The organism is Kamptonema sp. PCC 6506 (assembly GCF_000180455.1).
Lineage (GTDB): Bacteria > Cyanobacteriota > Cyanobacteriia > Cyanobacteriales > Microcoleaceae > Kamptonema > Kamptonema formosum.
In genome coordinates, this window is the sequence record NZ_CACA01000266.1 from 14,460 (window position 1) to 39,767 (window position 25,308).

At 45.8% G+C, this 25,308-nt stretch carries 20 protein-coding genes; 3 read left to right on the forward strand and 17 right to left on the reverse strand.

The genetic code is table 11. The features are described 5' to 3' along the window. The first annotated feature begins 46 nt into the window (after positions 1-46). Positions 47-3,640 (forward strand): NACHT domain-containing protein, encoded by a 3,594-nt coding sequence (locus tag OSCI_RS13895; RefSeq protein ID WP_007355620.1) that lies wholly within the window; start codon positions 47-49, stop codon positions 3,638-3,640. A 104-nt stretch (positions 3,641-3,744) separates the two neighbouring features. Here OSCI_RS13895 and OSCI_RS13900 read toward each other — a convergent pair whose 3' ends face one another. Continuing rightward, positions 3,745-4,257: a hypothetical protein gene (locus OSCI_RS13900; protein WP_007355621.1), complete on the reverse strand. Its 513-nt coding sequence runs from the start codon at positions 4,255-4,257 to the stop codon at positions 3,745-3,747. 152 nt (positions 4,258-4,409) lie between these two features. Here OSCI_RS13900 and OSCI_RS13905 point away from each other — a divergent pair, with 152 nt between their 5' ends. Continuing rightward, a complete protein-coding gene (locus tag OSCI_RS13905; RefSeq protein ID WP_007355622.1) occupies positions 4,410-5,237 on the forward strand; it encodes an NADPH-dependent oxidoreductase in 828 nt (275 codons plus the stop codon). A gap of 146 nt (positions 5,238-5,383) precedes the next feature. Here OSCI_RS13905 and OSCI_RS13910 read toward each other — a convergent pair whose 3' ends face one another. The 6 genes from OSCI_RS13910 to OSCI_RS13935 all read right to left on the reverse strand — a co-directional run bounded on the left by OSCI_RS13910 (position 5,384) and on the right by OSCI_RS13935 (position 13,532). Next, the gene (locus OSCI_RS13910) at positions 5,384-5,998 is read right to left on the reverse strand and encodes a hypothetical protein (RefSeq protein WP_007355623.1); all 615 of its coding nucleotides are present in this window, start codon (positions 5,996-5,998) and stop codon (positions 5,384-5,386) included. Between the two features lie 412 nt (positions 5,999-6,410). After that, complete coding sequence (locus OSCI_RS31990) at positions 6,411-6,533, reverse strand: hypothetical protein (RefSeq protein WP_267879576.1); 123 nt, start codon at positions 6,531-6,533, stop codon at positions 6,411-6,413. A gap of 78 nt (positions 6,534-6,611) precedes the next feature. After that, positions 6,612-10,571: a toprim domain-containing protein gene (locus OSCI_RS13915; RefSeq protein ID WP_007355624.1), complete on the reverse strand. Its 3,960-nt coding sequence runs from the start codon at positions 10,569-10,571 to the stop codon at positions 6,612-6,614. A gap of 350 nt (positions 10,572-10,921) precedes the next feature. Beyond that, positions 10,922-11,797, reverse strand: coding sequence for a hypothetical protein (locus tag OSCI_RS13920; protein WP_007355625.1), 876 nt, complete (start codon positions 11,795-11,797; stop codon positions 10,922-10,924). Between the two features lie 113 nt (positions 11,798-11,910). Continuing rightward, on the reverse strand, positions 11,911-12,456 hold the full coding sequence (locus OSCI_RS13925) for a tyrosine-type recombinase/integrase (protein ID WP_007355626.1): 546 nt from the start codon (positions 12,454-12,456) through the stop codon (positions 11,911-11,913). 494 nt (positions 12,457-12,950) lie between these two features. After that, positions 12,951-13,532: a hypothetical protein gene (locus OSCI_RS13935; RefSeq protein WP_007355627.1), complete on the reverse strand. Its 582-nt coding sequence runs from the start codon at positions 13,530-13,532 to the stop codon at positions 12,951-12,953. 723 nt (positions 13,533-14,255) lie between these two features. Between OSCI_RS13935 and OSCI_RS13940 the strand changes: the two genes are divergently transcribed. Further along, on the forward strand, positions 14,256-15,344 hold the full coding sequence (locus OSCI_RS13940; RefSeq protein ID WP_007355629.1) for a DNA-methyltransferase: 1,089 nt from the start codon (positions 14,256-14,258) through the stop codon (positions 15,342-15,344). A 177-nt stretch (positions 15,345-15,521) separates the two neighbouring features. On the opposite strand, the gene OSCI_RS13945 is transcribed toward OSCI_RS13940, so the two are convergent. The 10 genes from OSCI_RS13945 to OSCI_RS31535 all read right to left on the reverse strand — a co-directional run bounded on the left by OSCI_RS13945 (position 15,522) and on the right by OSCI_RS31535 (position 25,276). Next, positions 15,522-16,274, reverse strand: coding sequence for a hypothetical protein (locus OSCI_RS13945; RefSeq protein WP_007355630.1), 753 nt, complete (start codon positions 16,272-16,274; stop codon positions 15,522-15,524). A gap of 16 nt (positions 16,275-16,290) precedes the next feature. Beyond that, positions 16,291-17,250, reverse strand: a complete 960-nt coding sequence (locus OSCI_RS13950) for a TrbI/VirB10 family protein (RefSeq protein WP_007355631.1) — start codon at positions 17,248-17,250, stop codon at positions 16,291-16,293. A gap of 98 nt (positions 17,251-17,348) precedes the next feature. Further along, positions 17,349-17,867: a hypothetical protein gene (locus OSCI_RS31515; protein ID WP_007355632.1), complete on the reverse strand. Its 519-nt coding sequence runs from the start codon at positions 17,865-17,867 to the stop codon at positions 17,349-17,351. 24 nt (positions 17,868-17,891) lie between these two features. After that, positions 17,892-18,221 carry a hypothetical protein gene (locus OSCI_RS31520; RefSeq protein ID WP_007355633.1) on the reverse strand — a complete coding sequence of 110 codons (330 nt, stop codon included), beginning with the start codon at positions 18,219-18,221 and terminating at the stop codon, positions 17,892-17,894. A gap of 70 nt (positions 18,222-18,291) precedes the next feature. Further along, positions 18,292-18,795, reverse strand: coding sequence for a hypothetical protein (locus OSCI_RS31525; protein WP_007355634.1), 504 nt, complete (start codon positions 18,793-18,795; stop codon positions 18,292-18,294). A 100-nt stretch (positions 18,796-18,895) separates the two neighbouring features. After that, complete coding sequence (locus OSCI_RS13965; RefSeq protein ID WP_007355635.1) at positions 18,896-19,852, reverse strand: hypothetical protein; 957 nt, start codon at positions 19,850-19,852, stop codon at positions 18,896-18,898. A gap of 5 nt (positions 19,853-19,857) precedes the next feature. Further along, positions 19,858-23,109 (reverse strand): hypothetical protein, encoded by a 3,252-nt coding sequence (locus tag OSCI_RS13970; RefSeq protein WP_007355636.1) that lies wholly within the window; start codon positions 23,107-23,109, stop codon positions 19,858-19,860. A 143-nt stretch (positions 23,110-23,252) separates the two neighbouring features. Further along, positions 23,253-23,963 (reverse strand): hypothetical protein, encoded by a 711-nt coding sequence (locus OSCI_RS13975; RefSeq protein WP_007355637.1) that lies wholly within the window; start codon positions 23,961-23,963, stop codon positions 23,253-23,255. Between the two features lie 21 nt (positions 23,964-23,984). Beyond that, positions 23,985-24,698, reverse strand: coding sequence for a hypothetical protein (locus OSCI_RS31530; RefSeq protein ID WP_007355638.1), 714 nt, complete (start codon positions 24,696-24,698; stop codon positions 23,985-23,987). Beyond that, entirely contained in the window at positions 24,692-25,276 is a 585-nt protein-coding gene (locus OSCI_RS31535) for a hypothetical protein (protein WP_007355639.1), read from the reverse strand. Before OSCI_RS31535 ends, OSCI_RS31530 begins: the two co-directional genes overlap by 7 nt. Positions 25,277-25,308 lie beyond the last annotated feature (32 nt).

The window sequence follows — 25,308 nt, forward strand, 5'->3', positions numbered from 1 at the left end:
AGTTCGTGTATGAGTTGAAATAGCGACTCTTCCGCTCCGACTCTTTATGTCAAACCGTACTCTGCAAGCAACAGCCACAGGAACAGAAATCGCCAGAAAAGCTTTGGAGCGCAACAAGTTAACGCAGAGTGACTTGGCTTTGGAGCTTGAAATTGCTTACTCAACTGCCAACGGATTTTTTACAGGCAAGTCAATTTATCGCCGGATTTTTATGGAGATTTGCCATCATCTTGACTTGGATTGGCAGGAAATAGTTGGCTTAGAACCAAAATCAGAACCGGAAATAATTGATTCACTAATTGACCCACTAATTGACGAACTGCTAGTCGCAGTAGAACGTAGCGCCGCTAGAGCTCGAACTGCCCTCAATCCCTATATTCTCCCTCCCATTCACCGTCAAACCCTGCTAGAAAAGTGTCTGAAAGAAATTCGTGCGGGATTCCAAGAAAATAAGCGCCGCGTCGTCCCCATTTTAGGAGCTGCCGGATACGGCAAAAGCACTATTTTGGGTAGTATCTACGATGAATTAGACAGCGAAAAAATTGAATCCAGCAACGGTTGGCTAGCATTAGCACGCTGCGACGATTTAATCGAATCTGCTGAAAACTTTGCCCTAGAACTCGGTGAAAAAATTAGTGGGAAACGACAATCAATTGTAGAAATTGCCCAACAACTAACAGCCCAACAAAATCGAGGTATTCTCCTAATTGATACCTTAGATATTGTACTCACTAAACCGCTCGTTTCAGTGTTGCGTAGTATTTTATACCAACTCTTAGAAATTGGTACAACTGTCGCCTTTACCTGTCGCGATACCGATTACAGTAACTTTTTTGAACCCTACCACGAAAGTTTTGCCGGATTCCGAGAAAGCGTCACTGACAACTGCAAGATTACTCCCTTCACCACCGAAGAAGTCAGAACAGCAGCGCAAGAATTCATTAAAACTCAACCGGGTTTCAGCACTTTAGCCAGCCAGCAATCTTTTGCCGAGCGCATTATTGCCCTTTCTGCTGATAGTGTATCCCTCCAAGAAATCGTCCGCCACCCCTTACTACTGGCTTTACTTTGCGACTTGTTTGCCGCTGAAGAAACTGTCCCCGAAGATTTAACAGTGAGCCAACTCTACGAAAAATATTGGGAGTGGAAAATTGCTAAAGTCCGTCATAACTTGCAGTCAGGACATCTGGGCCTCGCCAAAGAAAAACTGTGTTTAAAACTGTCGCGGCTGATGTATGAAAGTTCAGGAGAAAGATTGCGCGACTTTGTTTATGAGAGCGATTTAGAACTTAGCGAAACTGAATTTTTAGCTTACAATTCCCTCAAAAGTGATGGAATTTTTAAAGACTTGGGAGGTAAGCGCGGAGGATTTTTTCATCAGACATTTTTAGAGTATACAATTGCCCGTTGGATGAATGCAACTGAAACAGGCGAACGAGCTAAAACTCAACTAAAAAATGATTTAATTGTCTCTAAAATTGCGGATTCTAGGTATTATATTTGGTCAATATTTCGCCAACTTTTAACTCTTTTGAGTCTATCAGAATTCAACCAATTTTCTCAGGAATTAGACACAACCAAAATTTTACCTTTTCGCGCTGTCACATTTGCTAGTGTTTCCCGAACCGAACCGGAATCCTCAGCCGTTTTGCTGTCTCTACTAGCGATCGCAATCGCCAAAGACTACACCTTTCAAGAAACCCTCCTAGCAGCAGCCAGAGGATCGCCACAGCGACACGGCGATGTAGCCTGGGAAATAGCAGTTCAACTGCTAGGAAGCGTTGGTTCAGAATTAATTAACAAAGCAGCAGAAACAGCAGCGGAATTATTAGGGCGCTTACCCGCTGGGAGTTACCGGTTTGAGCGTTCCCTAGAAGCGATCGCTAATCGATCGTCGCCAACAGGAGAAAATAACCGACAAGAACGCTATCACATTTGGGGCAAGTTTATCGGTGCTTTTTATGAAAATTATGTTAAAAAACGGAAAAGTATTGAATTAGAAATCTTAGAAAGCCTGAAAAAATATTACTTTTTGTTCGGCGGAAATGTGCGGTCTACTGTCATTGAACTTTACTTAACACCAGGCGTACCCACTACTATACAGCGAGAACTTTTACTAACAATTATCTCTCAACCTATTTCAGAACAATTCAAAGAACAAGAAAACGCGACAGAACTGCTCAGTCGTTTGTTGCCCAACTTGCTGACTGCGGGAGACACTTGTTTCGGAACCACTTGGCTGGAAGCACTCTACGCCCCACTAGATAAATACTGGACGGCTGTAGCTGCTAGTGCTGTCGGTCGCGCTGCTGCATCAGATTCAACGTTGTTAGAAGCAATTTTAAGAAGTACATTGAGTGAAAGTTGGCCTAGTGATATGGGAGATTTAACACGGCGCAACCTGGCTGCTATTTTAGCAGCAATTCGTAGCGGTGCTGCCTCTAAAACTGCGGCAATTTTACTAAAAATACCCATAGAAACTATCCCTGCAAATCGGGCATCAACTCTTACTTTATTATTCAGAGAGTTGGCAAGTGCTGCTAACAGTTCGTATCCTCTCAGCAGCGAACTAGAATTAGCCTTAGTTGAGTGGATTGTCCCAGCGATTGCTCAATCTCCCGTAGAATTCATTCGAGCGATCGATACTCTGGCGAGTAATTTATCAGTACAGCAACTTTTGGGAGAAATTCTTGAACAATTGCTCCCGACATTGCCAGCTCAACAAAAAGCTCAGATCCTTAAAAAACTTAATAACGTTCCTCCTCAACTAGAAGCTTATTTACAACAAAATGTTAACTCAAAAGAAGCGCGTTCTGCTTTAGCAAAATTATACGACCAGCAAGCAACAAATAACTCGGCGACAGCTATCTCTGAACTAGCAAAACTCTGTTTAGATTCGTCACGAGATGTCGCCCTCGATGCCTCGGCATTTGTACTGGCTCTTGCCGAACAGAAAAAACCCATTGAACTACAACAATTACTCCCAATTTTCGCTCAGTCGTCCTTCGTTGGCGTGCGTCAGAACTGTTTGAAAGCTTTCATCGCCAAAGTCAATTCCCAAACAGTGGCCCCATCAGAAATACTGGCTGTTTTTGCAACCTTAGAAAATGATTTAGCTCCAGAAGTAATACAACTTTTGTACGTATTAATAGAAACAGCGATTTGGAACCATCCTTCAGGGGTAAAAACACTTGACTCCGATTTAGCAAAAGCTACTTTTGATTTAACTCATAGAATTATTAAAAGTTCCCATCAAGATACAATTAACATGGGAGCAGCTTCAGCGCTGATTACTTTTAATCAAATAGCTCTCTTAGAACAGAGAGAATTTATGCCCCAAGTTGGTACTTGTACCCGCACGTTACTGAGAATTACAGATATTAGCCGGAAAGTAGATAAATTAGTTGTTACAGGGCTGCTGACTAAAATTGCTAAATTTGACTCCGAGTTTTTGGCTGCTATTGTCCGAGAAGACTTCATCATTAACAATTCTATGATGCCAGTAGCCAATCAGTGCGCTGTTGCTGTGGCGATCGCAAACGATTCCGGCAAAAACTCACCGCTGCTCGACGAAATTTTGAACGATAGCAGGCTTCCCAACGAGGTCAAAAGTCGAATTATTCGCGATCGCGAAGCTTGAGAGTTTGACAGTAGACTTCTTGCGATCGCTTCGGAATCTGTGTTACAGAGGTAAGAAAAGTTTGTTTAAGCTAAATTTGTTATCAATCTGAGAGGTTTTTTAAGTCAATCCCACCAGTAAGAAATAACGACTGCATCCTGAGCTTTTTGAGGACTATCACCCCAAAGTGCTCCTTCGAGCCTAGCAATCAGTCGGCGTTTAAGTTGCCAGCCATACTCCTCACTTGTTCCATCACATACTTCAACCGAGTCAGCCCGCCACTTTTTGCCAAAGTCTAAAAGCTGAGACACCGTTGTATCTTGGTTTTCTGTTAGCAAGTAAAGTGTGTCGGCTGGGTAGGGAATAAAATGGATGATGCTAGTTTCAGGCATCGGGCGATAATTTGCCATTGCTAACAGCGTGTCGAGTACGCCATTAAAGCTTAAACCGTTTTCATCGGGTGCAAAGATGGGTTTTGAAAATATGAAGCTTGCCCATAAAGAAGGGTGGTTAGCAAGGTCAGTAATAACTTCGATACCATTAAATTGATTGAATTGGCGCTGCCAAACCAAAGCAGCAAATAGCTCTTGCGGAGTATAAGATTGGGCAATAGATTGGATTCTATTTAATTCAAACATGGCGTTCCATCTTGAGAGATTGCTTCGTTCCTCGCAACGCTTCGCGGTTTTGAGTTTTGAGTTAGGAATTCCCGTCTCCCCATCTTGAGAGTTTTAAGTTTTGAGTCAGGATTGTTTTACCATACCCATGTTGAGCCAATTTGCCTTACTTTATGAACACTCCCAACGTAACTGATTTAATTCGCGATCGCTACGGCGTAGATACGTTCAATCCCAATAGTCTCTGGAATGAGACATTGGCAACCCTGCTATCCCATCGTTCGGTTCGTGCCTATCTACCTAACCCCTTACTGCCGCAAACCCTAGAACTTATGGTCGCTGCCGCCCAGTCTGCCGCTACCTCCTCCAATCTCCAAACCTGGAGTGTAGTAGCGGTTGAAGATCCTAGCAGGAAAGAAACCCTGGCTCAACTGGCAGGAAATCAAGCCCATATCCGCCAATGCCCATTGTTTTTGGTATGGTTGGCAGATCTAGCACGGCTGCATCATCTGGCTATGCAAAGGGGGCTACCTGCCCAAGGATTAGATTATCTGGAAATGTTTGTTACAGCAACCATCGATGCAGCATTGGCAGCTCAGAATGCAACGATCGCAGCAGAGTCATTAGGGTTAGGCACGGTTTACATTGGTGGAATGCGAAACCATCCCCAAAGTGTTGCCGAAACTCTCCAATTACCGCCTCACTTATTTGCCGTCTTTGGTTTGTGCGTGGGCTATCCCGATCCAGCAAAACCAGCCGCCGTGAAACCTCGTTTACCCCAGGCTGCTGTTTTACATCGGGAAACATATAATCTCGCTCAACAAGAAGAAGCGATCGCCCAGTACAATGAAATTATGCAAAAGTTTTACGAATCTCAGCATATGAACGTCGCAGGCGATTGGGTTGAGCATTCAGTAAAACGAGTGGCAACAGCACAAGCTTTAAATGGGCGCGAGCGATTGAAAGAAATGTTGCAACAGCTTGGATTTCCACTACTTTAACAAGTCGATTTGAGTCAACATTGAAGTTAATAGTTCCAGAAAATATTGTTACTCATCATTAATTTTTCCTCGCATTTTTTTAATCTGACTTCGCTTAGTTTTGCTATCCTGACGCTTTCTTTGAAGCTGGCGCATTATATCAGAAACTAAGATTTTTGGAGACGCTGGGACAATTTTTGCAGCACTGAAATGGCTGTCCAATTGCCCTTTTTAGCAGCTTCTACATACTGTTGCAGTAAGTCTTCTGTGACGAGTCGATCGAGCCACTGCACTAATTCCACCAGTTCTAGTTTTTGCTGTTCGCTGTGTCCAGCAAATAGTTCAAACATTCCTAACCGCTGAAACTGTTCGAGGTCAAAATCTGCCATATCAAGAGCAATTTGTTCTGATAATTGAGAGAATTCTTCAGGTGACAGATTGGGCACTGGCGGGTGTTGAGTCTCTAAAACTTTTTCGACTTCTGCATAGTCACCTACGTACATTTTCTGTTCCAGACAATCGCATAAAATCGCATGAGTGGGCGGTAAATCATCAGAACCCAGGTGGTATGACTCTAAATGAATGGCTAAAGCTGGATGTTCAATTAGCGGTGAATATACGCCAAAGTAACTAAACGTTCCCAATCCTCTACCATCGAACCAGGTTGCCTTGCTGCCCCAATAAGCAAGTGAAAAATATCGGCTATTACCCACAACTCCTACCATTTTGGGCAACATCGGTGGTAAGGTAATCGGTAATAAAGTAAAATTGTGTTCATTCATAAAAATTCCCAAAATTGCCGTTAAGAAAAATAGAAAATGAGCAAGTCACTCCCCATAGCGGCGCTCGCCGCTATTTGACCTAGAAACTATGCAATGTTTATCGCCTTGACTTCTCCAGTGAGACATTCAAGTAGAAATTTATTGCCAGGGTAGAGAAAAAGAAATTTTAGAGAATCCTACAACGTGATCAGGAGAAGATATTTGGCGATGAAACTCTTGATTATTTAACAAATAAAAATCAAGGAGTTACTACCTATCAGAAAGGAAGTGAATAGGAAACTAATTTACCTATCTATCAACTAGCCTTATTATCGAAAACGGTCATCGAAGGAAATGAAGTAATAAAAATTTATACCCAGATTCCTGCCTTCGTTGATGATTTACTCATTGAATTTGTCACCAGCAATATCTTCTATCGCTCTTGGAGGAAATGACCCGTAGTAGCGTCAGCCGACACACCCCTGGCGGTTCCCCCGAACAGCAATACGAGTGCCTGCGATCGCTTTCCTGACCCCAATTCTGAATTTGAGCGCATTGTTTTGCAAGAAATTTACCAGCGGGGTATGAAGTTGCCCGATGCGGTACACAACGCGATCGCGAGCAACTACTCAAGCTAACGAACAGGTGCTCTATCTCGCGAGATCGCCTCCCGACTTTTGCTTTCTTGTCTATTTTCTGCAAAATCCTTTCTGTTAGCCGCAGTTTCCCCAGATGTTACCAAGCTTTCGAGTCGAGTAACTTCTAAGTAACTTGAAGTACCCGATGGCCCAATATGGCTTCTGCCATAACTTTCAGACATTTCTGAACCAGATGTTACCACTGTTATCCCAACTCCCTGATTTTTCGGCATCACCTTATTAAATCGGTTACTTACAGTTTCTCCACTGTGCGAAACCCTTACCCCCTCTGAGCTATAGCGAGTAACCTCCCTATTGAGACTCATATTAGTACAGTTCCCAACTTGGTTACTTGAACCTCCTAAATCTGGCGAACAGTGAAACTTTTGAGAAACCTCGCACTCCTCATCGGACTCAACATCAGTACCGCCCCCTGTCTTAGAGCCGGGAGGCGAGCCATCTGGATCGTCAGGGTCATCCCCTCCCCCGAAGCCACCGGTACTATCACTGTCGGGGCCGTTCAAGTCCAACAGCCACTGCAAGTTGAGAGCGTGGCACAAGCTCTCAGGCAAGAGCAAGCACTTCTTATTGACCCGTTCCGGCGGAGTAGGAAGAATTGCATTCCCCTGAGCATCTTCCCGTGCGGTGAGCCTAGCCCGATTGTAAGCCAGCACCAAGTCTCGGCTGGAGTGCAACTTAGCACTTCTATTTTTAATCGCGCCAATAGACACCAACACCCGCTCCAGCACCGGCCGGTTGTAAGCCGGATTAAACTCCCGCTCAACTTCCGGCCAAATCGAAGGCAAGTGCAGCGCCAGAACTCGACCTTCCTCCCTAGTTTCCACCGTTGCCACATTCCAGGAACCAACAGAATCGTAAGAAACCAGCGCTTCCAACTTCTCAAAGAAATCTGCAACGCAGTTGAGTCCCGTCAAACTCTCATTCAGAGGTTCGCACAAATTGGCAATCGTCCACTTTTCCACATCAATGTCCAACCCCGCCAAATCTGCAACTTTCTGGGTATAAAACACGAGAATAGCTAAATTATCAGCAACTCGGTCGTGAGCAGTCGGCAAATGCCGAGACAAGCGATCGCGCAAAGCCTTCACAAGAGTTTGCGAATACCCGATCGCCACTAACTGCCCAAACGCCCCCGAAGCTTGCTCGCGAGCTTCAGATAGCTCCCCCCAAGCGCTGCGTTCGCCATCATTAATCACAGGCATAAACAGCGGAATGATGCGAGTTTTCGTAGCCGGATTCGTTTCCCCCAAACTATGATTTGAAGTCGGAATCATCGGCGAAAAAGGCTGCTGAGAATTACCCCGCACCTGCCGAGGCAAACCATTATAAAGACTCTGAAAAAAATCGTCCAAAATATTTCTATCAATCCGCGTCTTTCCCGGCGGGTCATCCCACAGACTAGGAATCGAACCCAGACATTTCAGGCGTTCGTAAGCCATACTGACACTGGATCGCGCTATAGCTCCTCTTTCCGTATTTCCCCAGCCCGCCATAGACATGGCAGAAAGAACCGCAATAGTTTTCTTACTACCCGGATCTCCATAAGGATTAAGAATGGGAAAGAATTTTTCCACCCTCATAATTTCCTGAAAGTGCAGCGACGCTGCCACATAACCATCGCACAGCAAGAAATACATAAAAGAAGAACCAGCAAACTTGCGCTGAGCTTCAATCAACTTTCGCAAAGCAGCAGGGTTTGGTGGCTGAATTTCAGGACATAGAATATGGTCAACCGCTCCTAATTGAGGGTTATAAATCCACCCCGATTCTTTTGAATCAGTCGGAGTACCGTCTGCCTTAAATTGGCAGTCAGCAAATACCCAAGTTCCGTCCGACTGCTGCCCGAACCTATCAATGCAGCGATAAACTCTCCCAGCCCGATTGCGGTGATATTCTTCGAGGCGAGCGTGAATAAGCGCCACCAAATCAGTCTGAGACATACGGCAATTCAAATGAAATCCTGTTTTTCTCAGGAGAGTAGTAATAAACTCTTTAACCGTAATTGTTTCCAAGGAAAAAATCACCACTTCAACTTCGCGCCGATCGAAAGAGCGCTTAATTTTAAGAGAATACCCCCCACCCAAATTAGAACTTGTTGGAGCCGCAATTTCCCCAGTAATGATAAAATCAAAATCAGCAAGAGGTCTAAATTTTTCATTACCCTCTCGATCGCGAAACCACTTCCCTATTTCCCCGTTACAAGTCATCGGAGCCTCCCAGTCATTGCGGGACTCAAAGCCATTGCCATCGTAGTTATCGTTAAACCCACCACCACTCCCGCCACCGCCGACACGGTCACTTCTACGATTAAAGGCGCGATCGCCTCCGCTACTATGAACAGAGCTGCTGCGGTGAGAGTCGCCGCTATCGCTGCCCTGCAAGAGAGAGACAGTTTCTCTAACCGATTCACGTTTTATAATAGTGGATTCTTTCCCCTCTGGGATTTCCACCGCCCCTACAGCCAGCTTTATTTCTGACCAAAAGTAAGTGGCGATCGCGTCTTCCCACTGCCGATCGACAGTATTAGTAAAGCGGATTGCTTCCTGCCAAATTGTCTCTCGCGCGGCATCGGATAATTCCTCTGCTCCCTTACGTCCAGCGGCAACGATATACCGAGCCATCCACCGCAAGCCGTGAGTCGCACTGTCAAAACTCGTATGCTGCTTCCACGCTTCAATGCCACGAGAGATAATAAACCGATCGGGGTCCCCGTCACCGCGATCGTCGAGAGGCAGTAGCGGAGCTACATAGGGAGCAATGCCTCCAGAAAGTAAACTCTTAATGCAGCTAATTATTCCCTTCTCTCCGGCACTATCGGGATCGAGACAAACGTTGACCCGCTGCACCCGATGCCGCTTGAGAGTTTGGACTTGTTCTCCAGACAAGCTTGCCGCTACGCAAGCCATGACACGAGAGTCTCCTTTAACTTGAGCGATCGCTGCATCGGTCACACCTTCGACCAGCACTGCTTCGTGGTGGTTCGCTTTAACAACTTTATCAAAATAGAGAGGAGATTCTTTAGTCGCTAGCCAGGAACCCGACTCATCTTTAGGATTCCAGCAGGCGTACTTTTTGGGAATTTGGGCATCAGTCCAAGGCTGTGCAACTTTTTGAGCCTCCGAGAGTTTATTCCATGCGCGGCGCGCGGTGTCGTGTTCTTTCTTCCAGCCGACATGGTTTTTCTTGAGGGGAATATCTCCTTTAGATGCAGGCCAATGTCCGTATAGCGTCAAAGGTTCGCCGTAGGGGTTGTGCCACGGAAACACAACGTATCCCTCCCATTTGCGAGTTAACACCCCGCATTGCTCAGCTAAGCTAATGTTGAACTGCTGCTCGGTTATCGCTCCCTGTACTATTTCGAGAGTTGGATACAAGCCCGCACCCAAATCGCGCAACTCCGACTCCGTAAAGCCCCGCTCTTCTATTAAATGGTTTAGAGCATCAGAGCCTAAATCGCTCCACAGATGCTGGGCGCAGGTGATATAGACAGCAGAAAAGATACTCCGGCGCTCTTCCCACTTTTGTGCTCGCTCGATTTGCTCTCTTGAAGGTTCGCGAGTAGGGAAATTGTCAAAGGCCCCCGCGAGGTGAGACAGTGCCCGCAGAGCTTCCACCCAATCTTTCCCTTTGGGGTGTTCCCAACGCCCTACTTTTAGGCTGTGGACATAGGAAATTGGATTTCCGGCAAATCCCATGCCGGAATCATAGAATCGCAGTGTAGATGGCCAGACAGCGAAGGAAGTACCTGACTTGCTCTCTCGGAAAGGGCTGCCCCCTCGCCAGCGATCGCTGGAAATCTGAAAGCGGTGAGATGGGTCTGTATACACCATCTCTGGTGTCAGTCTGGGTAGTACATCATTTTCCCAATGGTCGCGCAGGTCATTGGATTCGGGCGAGCGAGCGGGGGGTTTAGTACCGGATGCGTTTCCCTGCATAGAACTCCTCTTAATGTTGATGACGCTAGAGCCCTTTCCTGGATGCTGTTGCCGGAACCAATTGCTACATAACTACCCGACAAGCGTATGCGCCTTGCGTGCTAATTCCTTCGGAACTATGCTAATGTTTATGTATGTTTTTTCGTTGGTCCGGCCAGGCTCCTGTTAATGAAACCTGGCTCTTAGCATTTAATTTAACTAGCATAACCTAGCTGGCTGACATTGATATCACTGATGTAGCCGAAAATCTGGCTGATGTACTCGATCGCAGATTTTTTCCCAAACGGAAGCCCATCCCCTTTAGCGGTGGGAGTGTCAAAACGTCAGACGCTTGGAAACAGGCTCAGACACTAACGCTTTTGACGATGCTTGGAGCGTTTTTTCTTTGGCTCCTTCGGGGGCAAGACTTGAGCAACAAACGTAGCCTCTTCTAAAACTAATTGGTCAGAGACTCTTTTGACCTTCAAATTCCAAAACTGTCCATAGGCAGAACTTGAGGTGGGCAGCATTCCAGCAATGGTGAAGGAGTAAGGTTTATATTTAGTCCCATCCAGTTCATGCCAGGGTCGGAAATTTCGGTAAACTCTGACAACGAACTCATCCGAATCGACCTTGTGGTAACAGACTATTCCTCGGATTGTAAAACCATCTACGCTTTGCTCAATAACCTCTGCATCTTCCCCTGGGAGCGGATTTCTGACTCCTCGGATGGCAAAGTGGAGTTTGGGAGACTCTTGCATGGGGCGTGGATAGACAATCCAAACTTGAGATGACCCCAGCAGTTCGGAATGTTTATCTATCGTGTAGGCAGCAGAGGCTAATAAATTGGTGGGTGTCATTAAATTGTCATTTAGCAGCAGAATCCCCTGTCCAGGAGTCCCAGCACTGGGGAGGTATTGCCCACGCACTAATCCTACGGCTTGAAAGAATAGTTCTGGCTCAGGCAAAGTGACAGAACTGTTCGCATCGTTTTCCGGCTGTGGCTGTTGGAATTGAGGAGAGCTGTTTGTGTTCTGGTTGGCCTTGAGTAACCGAGTAACTCCAGTTCCCATATCCTTAGTGCTTGCGGTTTCAATGGGGGTGTCGGGAAGTTCAGAGTTAGAAGTTCCCCCTTGACTGTCGCAGCTATCGCTGGCAAGGTTATCTGACCCCAACCTATTTGGGGGTTTTTCACCCTCGCAGGTGAGTTCTGCTGTTGTACGCCCTGACCTGTGAATAGTTACCATCAGTTGCTCCTAGGTTTTCAAACCTATGAAATGTTAGCCAGGATTGGAAAAATAATATTTGATTGTGGGTAGGGACTGCGGTCAAATGTTCAAGCTACCATAAAGCGATCGTCTCACTTCAAAAGGCCGATAGCCTTAACGAGCTGTTCGGGCTGCACCTCCAAATAGCGCTGAAGAGAGGACAAATTTTTATGTCCTGATATCTCCATAATCACCCGCAATGGCACCCCAGCATTGCTCAAATTCGTCAGTGCCGTCCGCCTCATCGAATGAGTGGAAGCCCCCTTAATTCTTACCCGCTTACAAGCATCTTTAAAAATCAAATCTGCCTGAGAGCGCGTCAAAGGCTTCGTACCCTCTCGCCCCGGAAACAAAAAACCCACATCGGGATTGTAAGCCTTTAAATACTTAGCCAACATCGGATGTAGCGGCAGCGTTCGCGTTGCTGACTTACCCTTCGTTGTCGCTTTCCGCAGCGTCACTATACCACCAATAATATCCTGAGTTGTTAAAGCTAACGCCTCAGAAATACGACAGGCACAATAAAAAGTCACAGCAAACAAAAGCCTATCCCTAGCTGTAAGAAACCCTCGGTCAAACAGCCGAGTTATTTCAGCAGGTGTCAAAATCTTAGCACGCCCGTTACCTTGAACTTTCACAGGCTTTGCCCTCCAAAATGAAAGCACCCCTATTGTTGGACGAAAGGGACGTATTGTCAAGTCTGTCGAAAAGCTGTTACTGCTTGAGGGGATGCTTTATAGCGCTGTGCCTCCTCAGCCGCAGCCCGCGCCTTTTATTGCATTTAGATGAGCTTTTATTGCCACTCAACTGACTTAAATTATCAGGAAAGTTGATAATGGGCAAGGTGGCGATCGCGTCTATTATGTCTCTGAAGGTAACAGGTTTAATTGCCGCCATGACAGTAGCCTCAAATAGAAGTGGCGCTTGTAATAATTTGATTATACTATTTTTTGATTTACCTTGCAAGTTGTTTTGCTAGTTTCGTCCCTCCTTAATAAAAAATTAGGGTTTTATTGGAAAATCGCTCATTCTGGTCAAAAGAAATGCCCAAGGCTTCGTAAGGCTTGGGCATTGTTATAATTTTCGGAGGGTAACGAGTACGCTGGTTGGTTGAAAAACTTTTCGTTCGCTGTTAGGACACTGAACGCGCACTTTCACCGAGTTCGGAAGTAGCAAATGGTAGGGTATCTGCAATCACTGCTTTGGGAGCAAGCTTGAGGATGATAGGCATCACAATTAGGGGATAATTTTCTAGCCGATTTTTGATTTGAGCCTGCAACCATTCAACAGAGGAATCAGAACCGTTAACTTTTTGCTTGAACCCCAGTTCTGGTGCAGCAGCTTTGATGGCGCTAGCAATTTTGCGAGCTTGCCTCAGTGAAATCAGTGAAGTATTAACGGCAGGAACTGAGGTTGTGCTTGCTGAGGCAAAATCAATTGGTTTTGCTGGTTTGTTTGGTGTTCTTTTGCCTGTGTTCTGATGGCTAGCGCGATGGGTGCTGGCTGGTTTGTCAATTTCAATTGTTGCTCCATTTACCTCGCTATCGTTATCACCGGATAGTGTTGCGGCTGTTGCCACATTTACTTGGGTTTGATTGTCTGTGAGTTCTTCTTGGGCTGCTTCAGGTTTGTGCAGGAATACTGAGGTTAAGCAAAAGAGAGTGGTAAAAAGGAAAGGGGGAAATAGTACATCGTTGATAGTTTGGATAGTCATATTAACAGAAAACTCCCGATCAAATTTTCGAGGTAAGCATTGCTAACCTTTTTTAGATTGCAACAGTTGACAACATGGTGCAGCATGGCTACATTGGCTGAAAAAACGGATAATTAACTTCATCCTTTTGGATGATTAACTGAGGAGAAATACACCTGATTTGAGAATTAGTTCAGGGGATTACACCGACTGTACGAGGAGTTCGCTCTGTTTCAGGAGAGCGAAAAGTTGTGTTTTCACGCTATAGTGCGATCGCTCACACGGACTGCCGCCAATGCGAACGGGATATTGGCGGGTGAGCGTTCAGTCAGCACAATTAGCACTCTCTGCGGAAAGTGGTTTCAGTAGCTGACTTTTTTAGCCGCTCCGCGACGGTAGGCGCGGAAGTTAATCAAAAATTAATCGGACATTACCGAATGAGTTCATACGCAAGCCAAGAACATCGGGAGCCTTTAAGTGGCTGGACCCCTTTTATAGCTATAGCTTCAATGAGATAGTTCCTAAAGAATGACCGATTAATTTGAGATAGGAAAGTAGAAACTGAGGTCAAACTTAGAGTAAAATAACCAAGTTGCTATTCTAGCAAGGCAGAAATAACCTACCAGGTAGAACAGAAGGAACCTGTGTAGGTGTAAACTGGATTGAATCAGGTTATCAAATCTCATCAATATCGCTGGTAATAATGCCCTTAAATCGAGGTCAAGTAGGGATTGGGTTAAAATAATGAAGCTATCCGATATTTCAATAAGTGAGGAAAGCGAAATTCTGAGAAGCATAGGTAGAGTAAAAGACTACCTGATTTCATTGGAACGTGAGCCTTTGTTTTTACAAGGTGAGACTTATGCACTTTTAAAACAGTTCCCTCCTAATTCCATTGATTGTGTAATAACATCTCCCCCTTATTGGGGGCATAGAGTTTACATCAATGGGGGAATAGGGCTTGAAGATAAGTGGCAAGAGTACGTTAAGAATTTACTAGAAATATTTGATGAAGTAAAGCGCATTATTAAGCCAACAGGTTCTTTTTGGCTGAATATTGGAGATGCTTACCAGCAGAAATCAATGGTAGGTCTCCCTTGGCGAGTTGCACTTGCAATGATAGATCAACAGAATTGGATTCTCCGCAATAGTGTGATTTGGAATAAAGTAAAAGGCAACCCTGACAATGCAAAAGACAAACTCCGAAATATTTACGAACACGTTTTCCATTTTGTCAAAGCAGATAGATATTTTTATGATGTTGATGCAATTCGCTCAAAACCAGGACAAGCAAAAGTTGTCAATGGTTCTGTAGTCTCTGCAACGGGTGTTTCTGGCGTGCGCTACCGCCGACAAATTGAATTGTCCACAGCACTTAGTGATTCTGAACGTATAAATGCTCTGAAAGCTCTTGAGTTCGTCTTGGAGGAAGTACGCATCGGTAAAATCTCTGACTTTCGTATGATTATTCGCGGTCAGCAACGAACAACACACTCTGACTCAGCAAGGGTTTCGGGGCGAGCGCGCGAACTTATTGAACGCGGTTTTTATTTTCTCAAATATCACCCAAATGGTAGTAAACCCAGTGACGTTTGGGATATCTTGCCGGAGGATACCCAGAAGCGTACCCTTCACTTTTCACCCTATCCCGAAGACTTATGTAAAATTCCCATTCTGGCTACCTGTCCGCAAGCTGGTATTGTTCTCGACCCGTTTGCAGGCACAGGTACAACAAATCAGGTTGCATTTCAACTAGGACGCAGATCGATTGGAATTGATATCTCAGGTGAATATCTCACTGTTGCTCGTGAAAGGTGTAGTCTGCTCCTATGACCAAAGTTATCGAAGTTAAGGCAGATAGAAAATAAGTTACCGCAAAGCACTTTGTTGTCTCTGGGGCAGCCATTACCAGTTTCTACACATGAAGACGTTACCGATGACAGCTAACGTTCTCGATACGAAGTTAGAATTTTTGGTTGAGTAAACGGGTTTGATTTCCTGGAGTTCGAGTTAAAGGGGGAGCTTTTGAGATGGCGTTTTTGGAATTTCATACAAAGGTTCGCGGCTCAACCCTAGCTGCCCTAGTGAAATAACAACTGACATTGATAGATTAGTTCTCTCAGCAGCTTTAGCAATAGCTGTGCCATTTCGAGCTAGAGCGATGAATTCTCGAACTTTGAAAACAACGGGGTCATTGGGAGGCGTGTAACCTCGAAGGATGGCAATGTCTAATCCCCGTTCGATGTCACTGAGCGCCGCCGTTCTATTGTCTGCTAAAGTTACGCTGGGTTCCTGCCCAGGCACTATCGTAGAGATGGCAATGCCATTATTAGTAGGTTGCCCATTCTGGTGAACGACATTAAAGGTATAAAGGCGCTCAATTCCTTCTGGAGAGCGAGTTTTAACGAACAGGTTAGTAATGTTGGCTGTTGTAGCGCCAGGGAATTGTAAGGGTTGAATCGGTTGGACAAATATGGTTCTAGCTTGGTTAGTTTTTAATTCAGCATCAGTGTTAAAGACGGCCCTGGAAGGATCTGCTAACCGGATGTAAATAATGACTTCACCAGTCTGGCTAAAGTCAATAACGCTGGAACGACCAGACCATACTTGAAGGTTGGTAGTTGTATTGATTGCTGCATCTCTTCCGACAATTCTTAGCGCCGATGTTTGAGCTTGCCCAATATTAACTGTACTGAATACAGTGGCAATTATTAAGGCAGGAGAAAGTAAAGCCAAACGAATTTTTCTAGTGAGTTTGTTCATGGTTATTTTACCTCCGTTATCTCTGCACTGTGACAAAGGCATTGACAAATACTGAAACTTGAGTTCCTTCTGGTACGATCGCTACGTTTCCTTGCTTTAAAAGTTCTTGGGCGTTGCGATCCGATCTTTCTCGCAGCCGTTGGGCAGTAGGTGTAAAGAATCCCTCTAAAGCGGCGGCTAGGATGTTAGGTTTAGGCGAGGTTGTGGTTTTAACAGCCGTACTGCCCAAAAAGCCGCTTTGCTGGCTGAAAGTTTCTTGGGCTGGTCGATTGATTATTTCTCCTACCCGCCCCAAGCTGCCAAGAATTCCTACTAAAATATCAGCCTTGGCTATTTCAGAACCTCTGTCAAATAAACTGTCAGCAATGAGAGGTTGGTTATCGGTTCCGCGAACAATTAAGTTTCCGGGTGGAATGGGTACTTGTTGGATGCGGCCAGCAGCATCGGGGTAAACAAGCGCTACTACGCTTTGAGAAACCAGTCGATTTCCGCGCGTGACATTTTCTACTTGAGTGATTAAGACGGTGCCAGATGGTAAGGCCATCGCCCCGTCAGTTGCCATTATGTCCTCGGTCAATTGGACGGCAAACCTTCCGGCTGTCGGGCTTTGACCTGCTTCGTCCCAAATCATCGGTACGATTACTATGGCTTTAGCGGATGAGCCGATGGCTATCTCTTTCATTGTTGTGCTGTTTTCGGCGGTCGTGCGGTTGAGGATTCCAGCCTCTCCAGGGGTCATTCTATTGGCGTTTGCAGCGGGGTCAGTAACTCCAATGGCGATCGCTGGTATCTCTTGCATTGGTGCAGCCGATTGTGGGCTTTTTGGCGAACTGACTAGCACTGGCTGCGGGTTTTGAGAAATCGGCGGCACTGATTGCTGTTGGGGCAATGGAACTGGTGCAATTGCTACTGTGCTAGGGGGCGGTGTCGGTACTGGCATTACTGACCGCACGGTAGGGTAATTTGCCGCTGTCATCCCCGGCGCGATCGCGTTCGGAAAAGTTGCGGAACTGGCAGCAATACCTTGACCATTTAGCTCTTTAATTTCTTGACCTCTGCTTTGCCCCAGAGAAGCTAATTGGGCCCAGCGCTCGTACCAGTACCCATTAATACTGAAAACGTCCGAACTTCGGGCTTCTCAGAAACAGGATGAGTTTCTGCTCCTTCGTTGTCCTGTTTAATTCTGTATTCAGAGGTCAATAATTCATCGGCTTCTCCGTCATGTCCGGCTAATTCTCTTTCCTCCTCACGGCTCAACGGCTCGACTGAGCGCTCGCCGAACGTCTTTTTACCATTGCTGCCAGCGCCATTAGGAGCGTTAGCTGCCTGAAAACTGTTAGAACTGTGGGAAAAGTTATTGGCTTCATTAGAGGAGTTGTTGCCATTAAAACTGTCCGCTACGTAGTAAGTTTGACCGTTGATTAGCTGGACTTGCGTTGTCTTCATAGCAGCTACCGAGTTGATTCGGTATGCGACGAAGAGGTGCAGAATTAGGGCGAGGATATTTACTCCAGTTAGGATGAGGAAGCACAATGCCAGTAGATTTTTAGCTTCTGGCAACAATGCAGTTTGTGAAAATCTTTGTAACTTCATAAAATCTTTTGGTAATTAGTGACATTACTTAAATCCTTTGTTCATCGCCAAATTAGCGGCTGCTCCTATGGCGTTGCTCAAAACATCGACGAGTTGTTTAGCATTGCTAGCAATGCCGTTGTATAGGGCAATTCCGCCGCCGCCGGCGATTAATAGGGCTAAGCCGGGTGCGAAAATGCTGATGAAAAACAGGAAGGCGACATCGCTGGCTAATTCGGCTCCAGAATTGACTAGCACGGTGGCTGCTAGCCCGACAACGATGTTGTATCCAAGTTGGACACCAAATAAGCTTAGAAATCCAGTTGCCCAAGCCCAAATAGGCCTGCCCTGCAAGGGAAGTAGCGACAGCCCCATGGCGATTGGGGAAAAGAGTGCTGTTAGTAAAAGGGCTGCTTCAAGAATGTTGACAAACGCCCACTGGATGCTATAAAGAATGAATCGGACGATATTCACCGTAGAGATTTTCGAGTTGTTGGCGGCCGATGTTACTGATAGTGACGTTGGCGATCGCGTCCCTAAATGTCATTTCTCCTAGTTGCGCTTCTAGGACACTCTGAACTTGCCTGTAAGCAAAGCTCCTGGTAAAAATGACGGTATTGGCTAGCAATTTGCCGTTAGCGCCGAGGAACAGCATGATGACGAGCGGCCAGACGAACAGTGCTGCCAGTTCTGACCATGACTGCTTTTCGATAATGTCTTTCCCGCTGCTTAGAGTTAAGAACAGGATGCTGACGGCTGCTAGGGTGATGCCGAGTGATACTAGACCAACCCACAGCCCAGAAGCGATCGGGTCAATCGTGCTAATCCAAACTTTGTCCCAAGATTCTGAGGTAGTCTTAGCCAGGTTAATTGACTCGCTAACGATGTCCAAGGATGACCCTTCTGCACCACTCGTCGGTGGTGTAATTTGTGCTAAAAAGTCTTTCATTTTCACCTCGGAAAAAACTTCAATTTTGTATTTGATAAGGCGGTTATTCAGTACACAAACTAGGCAGATTATCGCGGATTTAAGTTAACTGCTTGAAGCATTAATTGGGAGCGACAAATCTGTTAGTTGAAATCGGGGTTGTGCTGCTGTCATTCGGTTTTCCCAAATAGCCACCGCCGGGGAGCATCAGCATTCCCGCCTGATAGCTGGCTTGGTTTCCAGACGCAGTGCTGCCTCGGCGCTCTCCCGTGTTGAACGCGGATATTTCCTTAGCAGCTTGCGATAGCAGCACGTTATTAATGGCTCGATCTGTGCGAGCTTGCTGAGCTTCCTGTAAATTTCGCATCTGGACTTGTGCGCTCAATGCGGTCTGTTGCGAGAGGTTTTGGAGAATTTGTTGAGTAACGTCGAGGCTCTGCGATTCTTCGCCCAATTGGATGTTTTGTTCGGTATCTTGGCGAGTGGCTTCTAACACTTGGAAGCTGTTTTCTTGAGCTTCTTTGCTGAGGGTTGCTCCGTCAGCTATGCCGATAGCGGCGCTGCGCTGAGCTTGAGCATCTAAGTCAGACATAATGTTATATGAACCTTTGCCGTCTAATTTACTCGACTTAGTTTCGAGTAAATCTGACAGTTTTGTTCCTTCCGTCTGGGATGTTGGAGCTTTAATAATTTGGCTGCTAACTTGGCTCAGATCGGGAATTTGGATAGCTCCGAGAGAGGAGGAAAGGAGTTCGTTTAAGGAGCCAAATAGCTCGTTTTGCACGAAACCTTGGATGTCGCCGATAAAATCGTTGACTTGTTTGAAAACATCTTGAATGGGTGCTAAGAAACTTCCCGCAGTTGGGGTTGGAGGTTTCACGGTCATTTCTTGTGTACTTGGCAGGGAAATGTTTTGGGCTGGAGTTTTTACAGTTGCTTCTTGTGTACCGGGTACGAAAGGAGGAGTTGTTTGAGCTAAACTTGGCCTGAGTTGAACGATTAATTCCACGCTGACTAACAGGGAAAATGCTGCTAGTTTTGTAGCAGGTTGCTGCATTAATTGAAGTTGATATTTCATGGGAATTATTTTGGTATTTTTGCAAAAATTTGAGACTTGTTGCTGTGAACGTCGGATGCTACTTTTGGCTGAGCATTGGCAGCTATGGTGGCAATTTCTAAATTTTGACCAATGCGATCGAAGCCTTTTCCTTCTTTCACCGCTGCAATGTATTCTTGGGTGAAATGCTTTAGCCCTTGAAGCTGGCCTTTGAGGGTAGGAGGATATTGAGCCATGATGCGATCGCGGGCTTCTTTTTCATTTTGATTGTTAGCAATTGATGCCAACATCATCTCTCCGGGGTAGAATCGCGATCGCCAAAATCTTCCTCCTTTCTCAATTAGCCAGCAGGAGTAGAGGTCAGCAGCTCTGGGTAGAAAAGATTCTGTGGCATTGGAACTGATAATTTGCGGGTCGTACCCTAAATATTTGTGAGCGGCTGCTACTCCAGAATTGGTGATTCTGCCGGTAATTCGGTAGACCATATTTTGCAGAATTTGTGCTCCTGCGGAACATTCGCAGATGGCATCAAAATCTTGGCTTAATAGCAAGACAGCTATGCCATCTTTTCTACCAGTGGCGCAGAGTTCGCCGACAACTGATGCAAAACCATCTTTTTTGAGTAGGACGCTCAATTCATCTCCAATAAATAAGCTTTTGGGGTGAGAAAGAGCGTTGGGGATGCAAGCAGCATGGGCGTTAATTGCCATTAAATAGGCATCTTGTTCGTTAGAAAGTCCCGATAGGGCGAAGAATTTAACAGCCGGCTCTGGGGAAAATGTGCTGGGCTGACCGATCGCTTTTCCCAAGCGGGATGTTAGCAAAGCATTTCCTTGGCTGAGGATTTGATTGATGGCTAGTCTGTCTAGTTCTTCAAAGGACTTAAGATTGAGCCTTTCTTTGCTGCAAAACCTCAGCAAATCTTGGAGAGTTGGCATTTGCTGCCATTCGGGAGATCGCCACCCTCTTTCAAATGCCTTGTTGTAGCGAGCGATGATTTCGGGATCTCTGAGGTACATATCGAGCATTCGCAGGATAATTGAATCGACCCGCTGGGCTAGGTGGGGATTGTGAATTTTGCCCATGGCGATCGCCACCACAGCTTTGCGGATAAATTCTTTCCAAGATTCCATTCTTCGCTCTCTTTCAGCTTTATCGAACTTGCGGAGATCGGGCGGTTCTACTAAATTGCTAGACCCTTGGCTGATGTCGTAATATGCGCCTTGGTCGCCCAAAAGTTCGATGGCGGTTTTGAAGGTACTGTTACCACCGCTGCTGATGTCCATCCCGACCACAGGGATGTTATTAGCTAAGGCTTCAAGAGTAAAACGCCAACCCAAAACGCTCTTGCCTGAACCTGATTCGCCAGTAATTAAAGCGCGGCTAATTTGGTTGTAGAACAAGTCGATAAAAATTGGCTTTCCGCCTCGATGGGTGATAAATTCAACTCCTTTTTTATCCAAGTCGCGGGGAACTGTTAGCGGCAGAATTCCAGCGGCAGTTTCAGTGTCGAGGGTGAGGCGGCGTTCGCTCAAAAATGAACCGCTATGCAGCAACCATTTCCAAGTAATCGGCAGGCATTGCAGCCAAATATCCCAGGCAACGTTCCGCTCGCGAATGACTTTCGCAGTTCCAAAACTATTAGAGAGTACGTTGCAGGCTTGACTCAATTCTTCCGCTGTGTTTCTGTACACTAAAAAGGCAACGGCTGCATTTAGAGGTACGGCTCCTTGGTAAAGTCGGCGCTGGGCATCGAAAGATTCCTCCTGTTTAATTTCAGCGCCAATATCGCGCCCTTGCCCTTTAGTTATCGCTCTGCTACTAGCGGCTTTTGCTCCTTTAGCTTGTCGGGCTAAGTTATCATTAATTACGAGGGAATTTCCGGCGCTAATTTCTATCCAAGCTTCTGTATCGCGGACGTAGCTTGAGGACATCACCTCCCAAATCCATTTCAATTGCTGGCGGGTATTAATCCAGCCTGCGGGCGCGTCATACATTGTCAGGACAGCGCATTCTTTTCCCTTGCCGGTGAGATAGACGCGGTTGTTGGTCTTGCGGTGTTCCGGGCAGGAGGATACGCCATTCGTTCCTTCAATTAAAACTGTACAAATGTGTTTGTCAGTTGTCTTAATTTCGCTGAGTTGATAGCCAGAATGGGTTTCTTCAAGTTTAACAATTTGAGGGATTTGCGGTGGTTTACTGCTGTTAAATCGCAGCCACAGCCACTCCCAAAGTTCTGAGGAATTCATGGGACTGATTTCTAGCCCCATTTTGGTGTTCAGGAGAATTTCCCAGCGGAGGAATCCTTGTTCAAAAGAGTTGAGGAGCAGCTTGGTGTAAAATTGCTCTCTGTAAATTCGGGTGTTGCCTGCAATGGTTTCCACAATGGAATCGCACAATTTTTTGACTCCATCAATGGCTTTGCCAATGAAATCTCTGGAGATGGTTTCGCCTTCGTTATCGGCTGTCCAAGTACAGAAAGCAATTTGCTCCCATACCTGCCTGGTACCTTGATGAGTTTGTTGGCGGAGGCGGTACTGTTCGTTTCGGAGCAGTACAGATACGGGTTGGAGTTCAGCGGTGTCAGCTAGTTGTTCTAATTCTTTTTGCCGAGCAGCATCGCTACTGTAACAACCGGTGCAGAAAGTGATTTTTTCACTGGGTGGGATGTCTTTCATTCCTTCTTCAAGAGAAGCTGCAAATGCTGATACTTCGTTCCTGAATAGTAGGTTGTGAAGTCCTCGGAGGCGGAATCCAAATACCAGTTGGTAGCTAGTCCCGTTATTGAGAAGCATCCCAGACACTTGTCTGCCATCTTTTTCAATTTCCACCAAACAACAGAGGTTAATTTCATTTTGGAAAGGCATAAATTTGCTCCTTCCCCCATATTGATTGGGTACAATTTTGGGTTTCAATTTGATGCGGATTTGCGAATCGTAAGGTTTGCCTTGGATGCTAGGAGGGCGCAGGGAAGAGATGGGAGAAATATAGAAGCTGTCGCCGCTACACCATTCATCTCCGGGGGGCTTGCGGAATTTGTCAGTAAAGAGGTGGGGTTGATTTCCTGTGAGGAGCCACCAGCTTACAATTAGCCAAAGCGAGACAGTGAAGAACCAACCCAATCCCAGGCTAAATAGACCCATTGTTAAGGTGTAGGCAATGGCGGTTAAGAAGCACCAAGGTAGAATTTGATTGGCAGGGATGAACCCGATACTTGCTTGTTTGCCCAGGATTTTATTGACTCTGATAAAGTCTTTTTCGGGATCTCGTAAAGCCATTAGTGACTCCTTTTTTGGGCGTTGCTGAATTGAAGTATGAAATTTGATGCACTCGATATTTCAAGCTCTTAATCTCTGCGAGGAGAGCGTTTCTGTCTAAGTAGAATTCATACCCTGATTCAGCAACGCCCTTTTTTTTAGTTCTAAAAGGTCAAAGTTGTAATTACTCCCAGCGGTGGCAGGTTGGGGGCAAAACGAGCTGTTGTACCGCTACCGTCGCCGACGAATAAGAAGGTAACAACGTCTATGGCAATCACAATGCCGAAGGCGAGGGCAATTTGGGTGACAATTGGCCGCCAATCGTTGCCTTGCTGCGCTTGGTTGTAAGCGAATAAAGCTGCGGCGGCTACTAATAAGAGAAATACGCCTCGAATGGCATTGAAAATTAAAGCGATGGTTGATTCGTCAATGGCTGTTCCGCCTCCGGCGGCTCCAGCTTCGGTTGCGAGATTGGTCATAAATGCTTGGAGACCGCTTAGAAAAATGGCTTGGGCTGGGGTTTGAAAGTTATTCAGGAACATTGTTACTGTGATGACAGCAACGGCTAAATGCCAGAAGCGAATTTTGCTGCCTAGCAGTTTTTCGAGGATGGGAATGCTGCGGGCAATTTGCCATAGTCCGAAGAACACTAGAGATGCACAGCTAAATACGCTGACAAATAAGGGTTGGACAAGAGTTAGATAAATGGCTGCAATTAGGCAAATTGCAATGAAGGCTAAATCGGCGTTATTGAGTTTGAATTTACGCATGAATTTGCTAAAATTGCTGCGGCGTTTGTGGATAATGCTTTGGTTAGCAACGCTGGTGCGATCGCCATGAGAGCGGTAGTTGTTGTGTAAGTAATCGTTTTGCATGGGATTTGTCCTCAAAGTGGTTTAAGCTTGCAATTCGTTGCTGTTTTCTCGCGATTGTTCTTTGCGTTCTGGCGAGGTATAGTTGTAGTCTTTAGATGCTTGAGAATCTCTAGATTGGGTTTTTTGTGGCTCTGGGGAGCCGACTACAGCCTCCATTTCTTCAACAGTAATGTGGCACTGTCGAACGTCTGGTGGCTTTCCTTTGACCAGAACGGCATCGAACACTTGTGCATCACCTTGGCGGGGGTCAGTTCCGATTAGTTGTTTTGACCCGTCCGGCAGATCCAGTATTTCAAATTCGTATTTGACTGCTCCTGGAGTGCCGTCTTCGTGACGCGATTCTCTCCAAGGAAACACTGGATCTTTTTCCCCGCTGAAGCGTTTGGGGAAGGTGTCTTGAAACTTTTCAACTAAAGCTTGGGCAGTTGCTAGCTTGTTATACTCTGCTTCCGACTGAGGCAATTTGAAAATGGCTTCTCTTTCTTCGGGAGTTAGCTTGTCCCGATCCGGCTCAAATTTCCAGCGATCGCCATTCTTGGTTCCCGAAAAAATTTCGGTATTATCGCTGCCTTTTACGACAACTTTAACTTCGTTGTTTTCAGCAGTTACATTCAAGCTACCGCCACCATCAAAAGCAATACCCGATTGGGGAGATTGCCCCGTAGCAAAAGCATAATTGACTAAGCAATCTGCCACAGTTTCTCGCTGTTGTTGTACTTTTGTTTGAGCTACCATTTTGCTAAGAAGATCCTCTGGTTCGCCTTCCTCTGCGTCGATACTGTTAGTTGTAGGCTGAACTTTTTGAGGAATTTCTGATCCTTATCAAATTCTTCGGAAATGCTGTCCTCCTCTAATTCATCACTGGCATCCAGCCCGATTAAGCCCATAATTTGGGATGGAGTATAGTAATTGTTATTGTCTTTGGTTTCAACGTCAGCCTGTTTCAGATTTTTTACTAAATAGACACCGCTGGTTCTCTGGCTGGGGTCTTTAGTTAAATAGAAAACAAAGCCAGACACTTCACCTTCTTTTCCTTCAGTAACTAAATCCATGCTGACACTAGCTTTCTGCTTGCCAGATTCATTGATTCTGTCGGGTCGTTTGTTGAAGGATTCAACGAAGTTTTTGAACTCTTCCCAGTCCTCAATGCCACCTTCTTCTTGGATTGCTTCTATGGCAGCATCGAGGGTTTCCTGAATGTGTTCTAGTTTTTTGACGTGCTTGGGATCTGTGGCTGTTAGGACAGACCAAGTACGTTTTGGGGCAGAAAATTGTCTTTGGGAGTTGGGCTTAGTTGAGAGTTTGGCTGCCATTTTTTCTCACCTCCTACGAGGAAATTTGATGC

Excerpts from the sequence above, each read along its gene's own strand:
- OSCI_RS13895 (WP_007355620.1), top strand. The coding sequence starts at position 47 with ATGTCAAACCGTACTCTGCAAGCAACAGCCACAGGAACAGAAATCGCC.
- OSCI_RS13900 (WP_007355621.1), bottom strand. The coding sequence starts at position 4,257 with ATGTTTGAATTAAATAGAATCCAATCTATTGCCCAATCTTATACTCCG.
- OSCI_RS13905 (WP_007355622.1), top strand. The coding sequence starts at position 4,410 with ATGAACACTCCCAACGTAACTGATTTAATTCGCGATCGCTACGGCGTA.
- OSCI_RS13910 (WP_007355623.1), bottom strand. The coding sequence starts at position 5,998 with ATGAATGAACACAATTTTACTTTATTACCGATTACCTTACCACCGATG.
- OSCI_RS31990 (WP_267879576.1), bottom strand. The coding sequence starts at position 6,533 with ATGCGCTCAAATTCAGAATTGGGGTCAGGAAAGCGATCGCAGGCACTC.
- OSCI_RS13915 (WP_007355624.1), bottom strand. The coding sequence starts at position 10,571 with ATGCAGGGAAACGCATCCGGTACTAAACCCCCCGCTCGCTCGCCCGAA.
- OSCI_RS13920 (WP_007355625.1), bottom strand. The coding sequence starts at position 11,797 with ATGGTAACTATTCACAGGTCAGGGCGTACAACAGCAGAACTCACCTGC.
- OSCI_RS13935 (WP_007355627.1), bottom strand. The coding sequence starts at position 13,532 with ATGACTATCCAAACTATCAACGATGTACTATTTCCCCCTTTCCTTTTT.
- OSCI_RS13940 (WP_007355629.1), top strand. The coding sequence starts at position 14,256 with ATGAAGCTATCCGATATTTCAATAAGTGAGGAAAGCGAAATTCTGAGA.
- OSCI_RS13945 (WP_007355630.1), bottom strand. The coding sequence starts at position 16,274 with ATGAACAAACTCACTAGAAAAATTCGTTTGGCTTTACTTTCTCCTGCC.
- OSCI_RS13950 (WP_007355631.1), bottom strand. The coding sequence starts at position 17,250 with ATGACAGCGGCAAATTACCCTACCGTGCGGTCAGTAATGCCAGTACCG.
- OSCI_RS31515 (WP_007355632.1), bottom strand. The coding sequence starts at position 17,867 with ATGAAGTTACAAAGATTTTCACAAACTGCATTGTTGCCAGAAGCTAAA.
- OSCI_RS31520 (WP_007355633.1), bottom strand. The coding sequence starts at position 18,221 with ATGGGGCTGTCGCTACTTCCCTTGCAGGGCAGGCCTATTTGGGCTTGG.
- OSCI_RS31525 (WP_007355634.1), bottom strand. The coding sequence starts at position 18,795 with ATGAAAGACTTTTTAGCACAAATTACACCACCGACGAGTGGTGCAGAA.
- OSCI_RS13965 (WP_007355635.1), bottom strand. The coding sequence starts at position 19,852 with ATGAAATATCAACTTCAATTAATGCAGCAACCTGCTACAAAACTAGCA.
- OSCI_RS13970 (WP_007355636.1), bottom strand. The coding sequence starts at position 23,109 with ATGGCTTTACGAGATCCCGAAAAAGACTTTATCAGAGTCAATAAAATC.
- OSCI_RS13975 (WP_007355637.1), bottom strand. The coding sequence starts at position 23,963 with ATGCAAAACGATTACTTACACAACAACTACCGCTCTCATGGCGATCGC.
- OSCI_RS31530 (WP_007355638.1), bottom strand. The coding sequence starts at position 24,698 with ATGGTAGCTCAAACAAAAGTACAACAACAGCGAGAAACTGTGGCAGAT.
- OSCI_RS31535 (WP_007355639.1), bottom strand. The coding sequence starts at position 25,276 with ATGGCAGCCAAACTCTCAACTAAGCCCAACTCCCAAAGACAATTTTCT.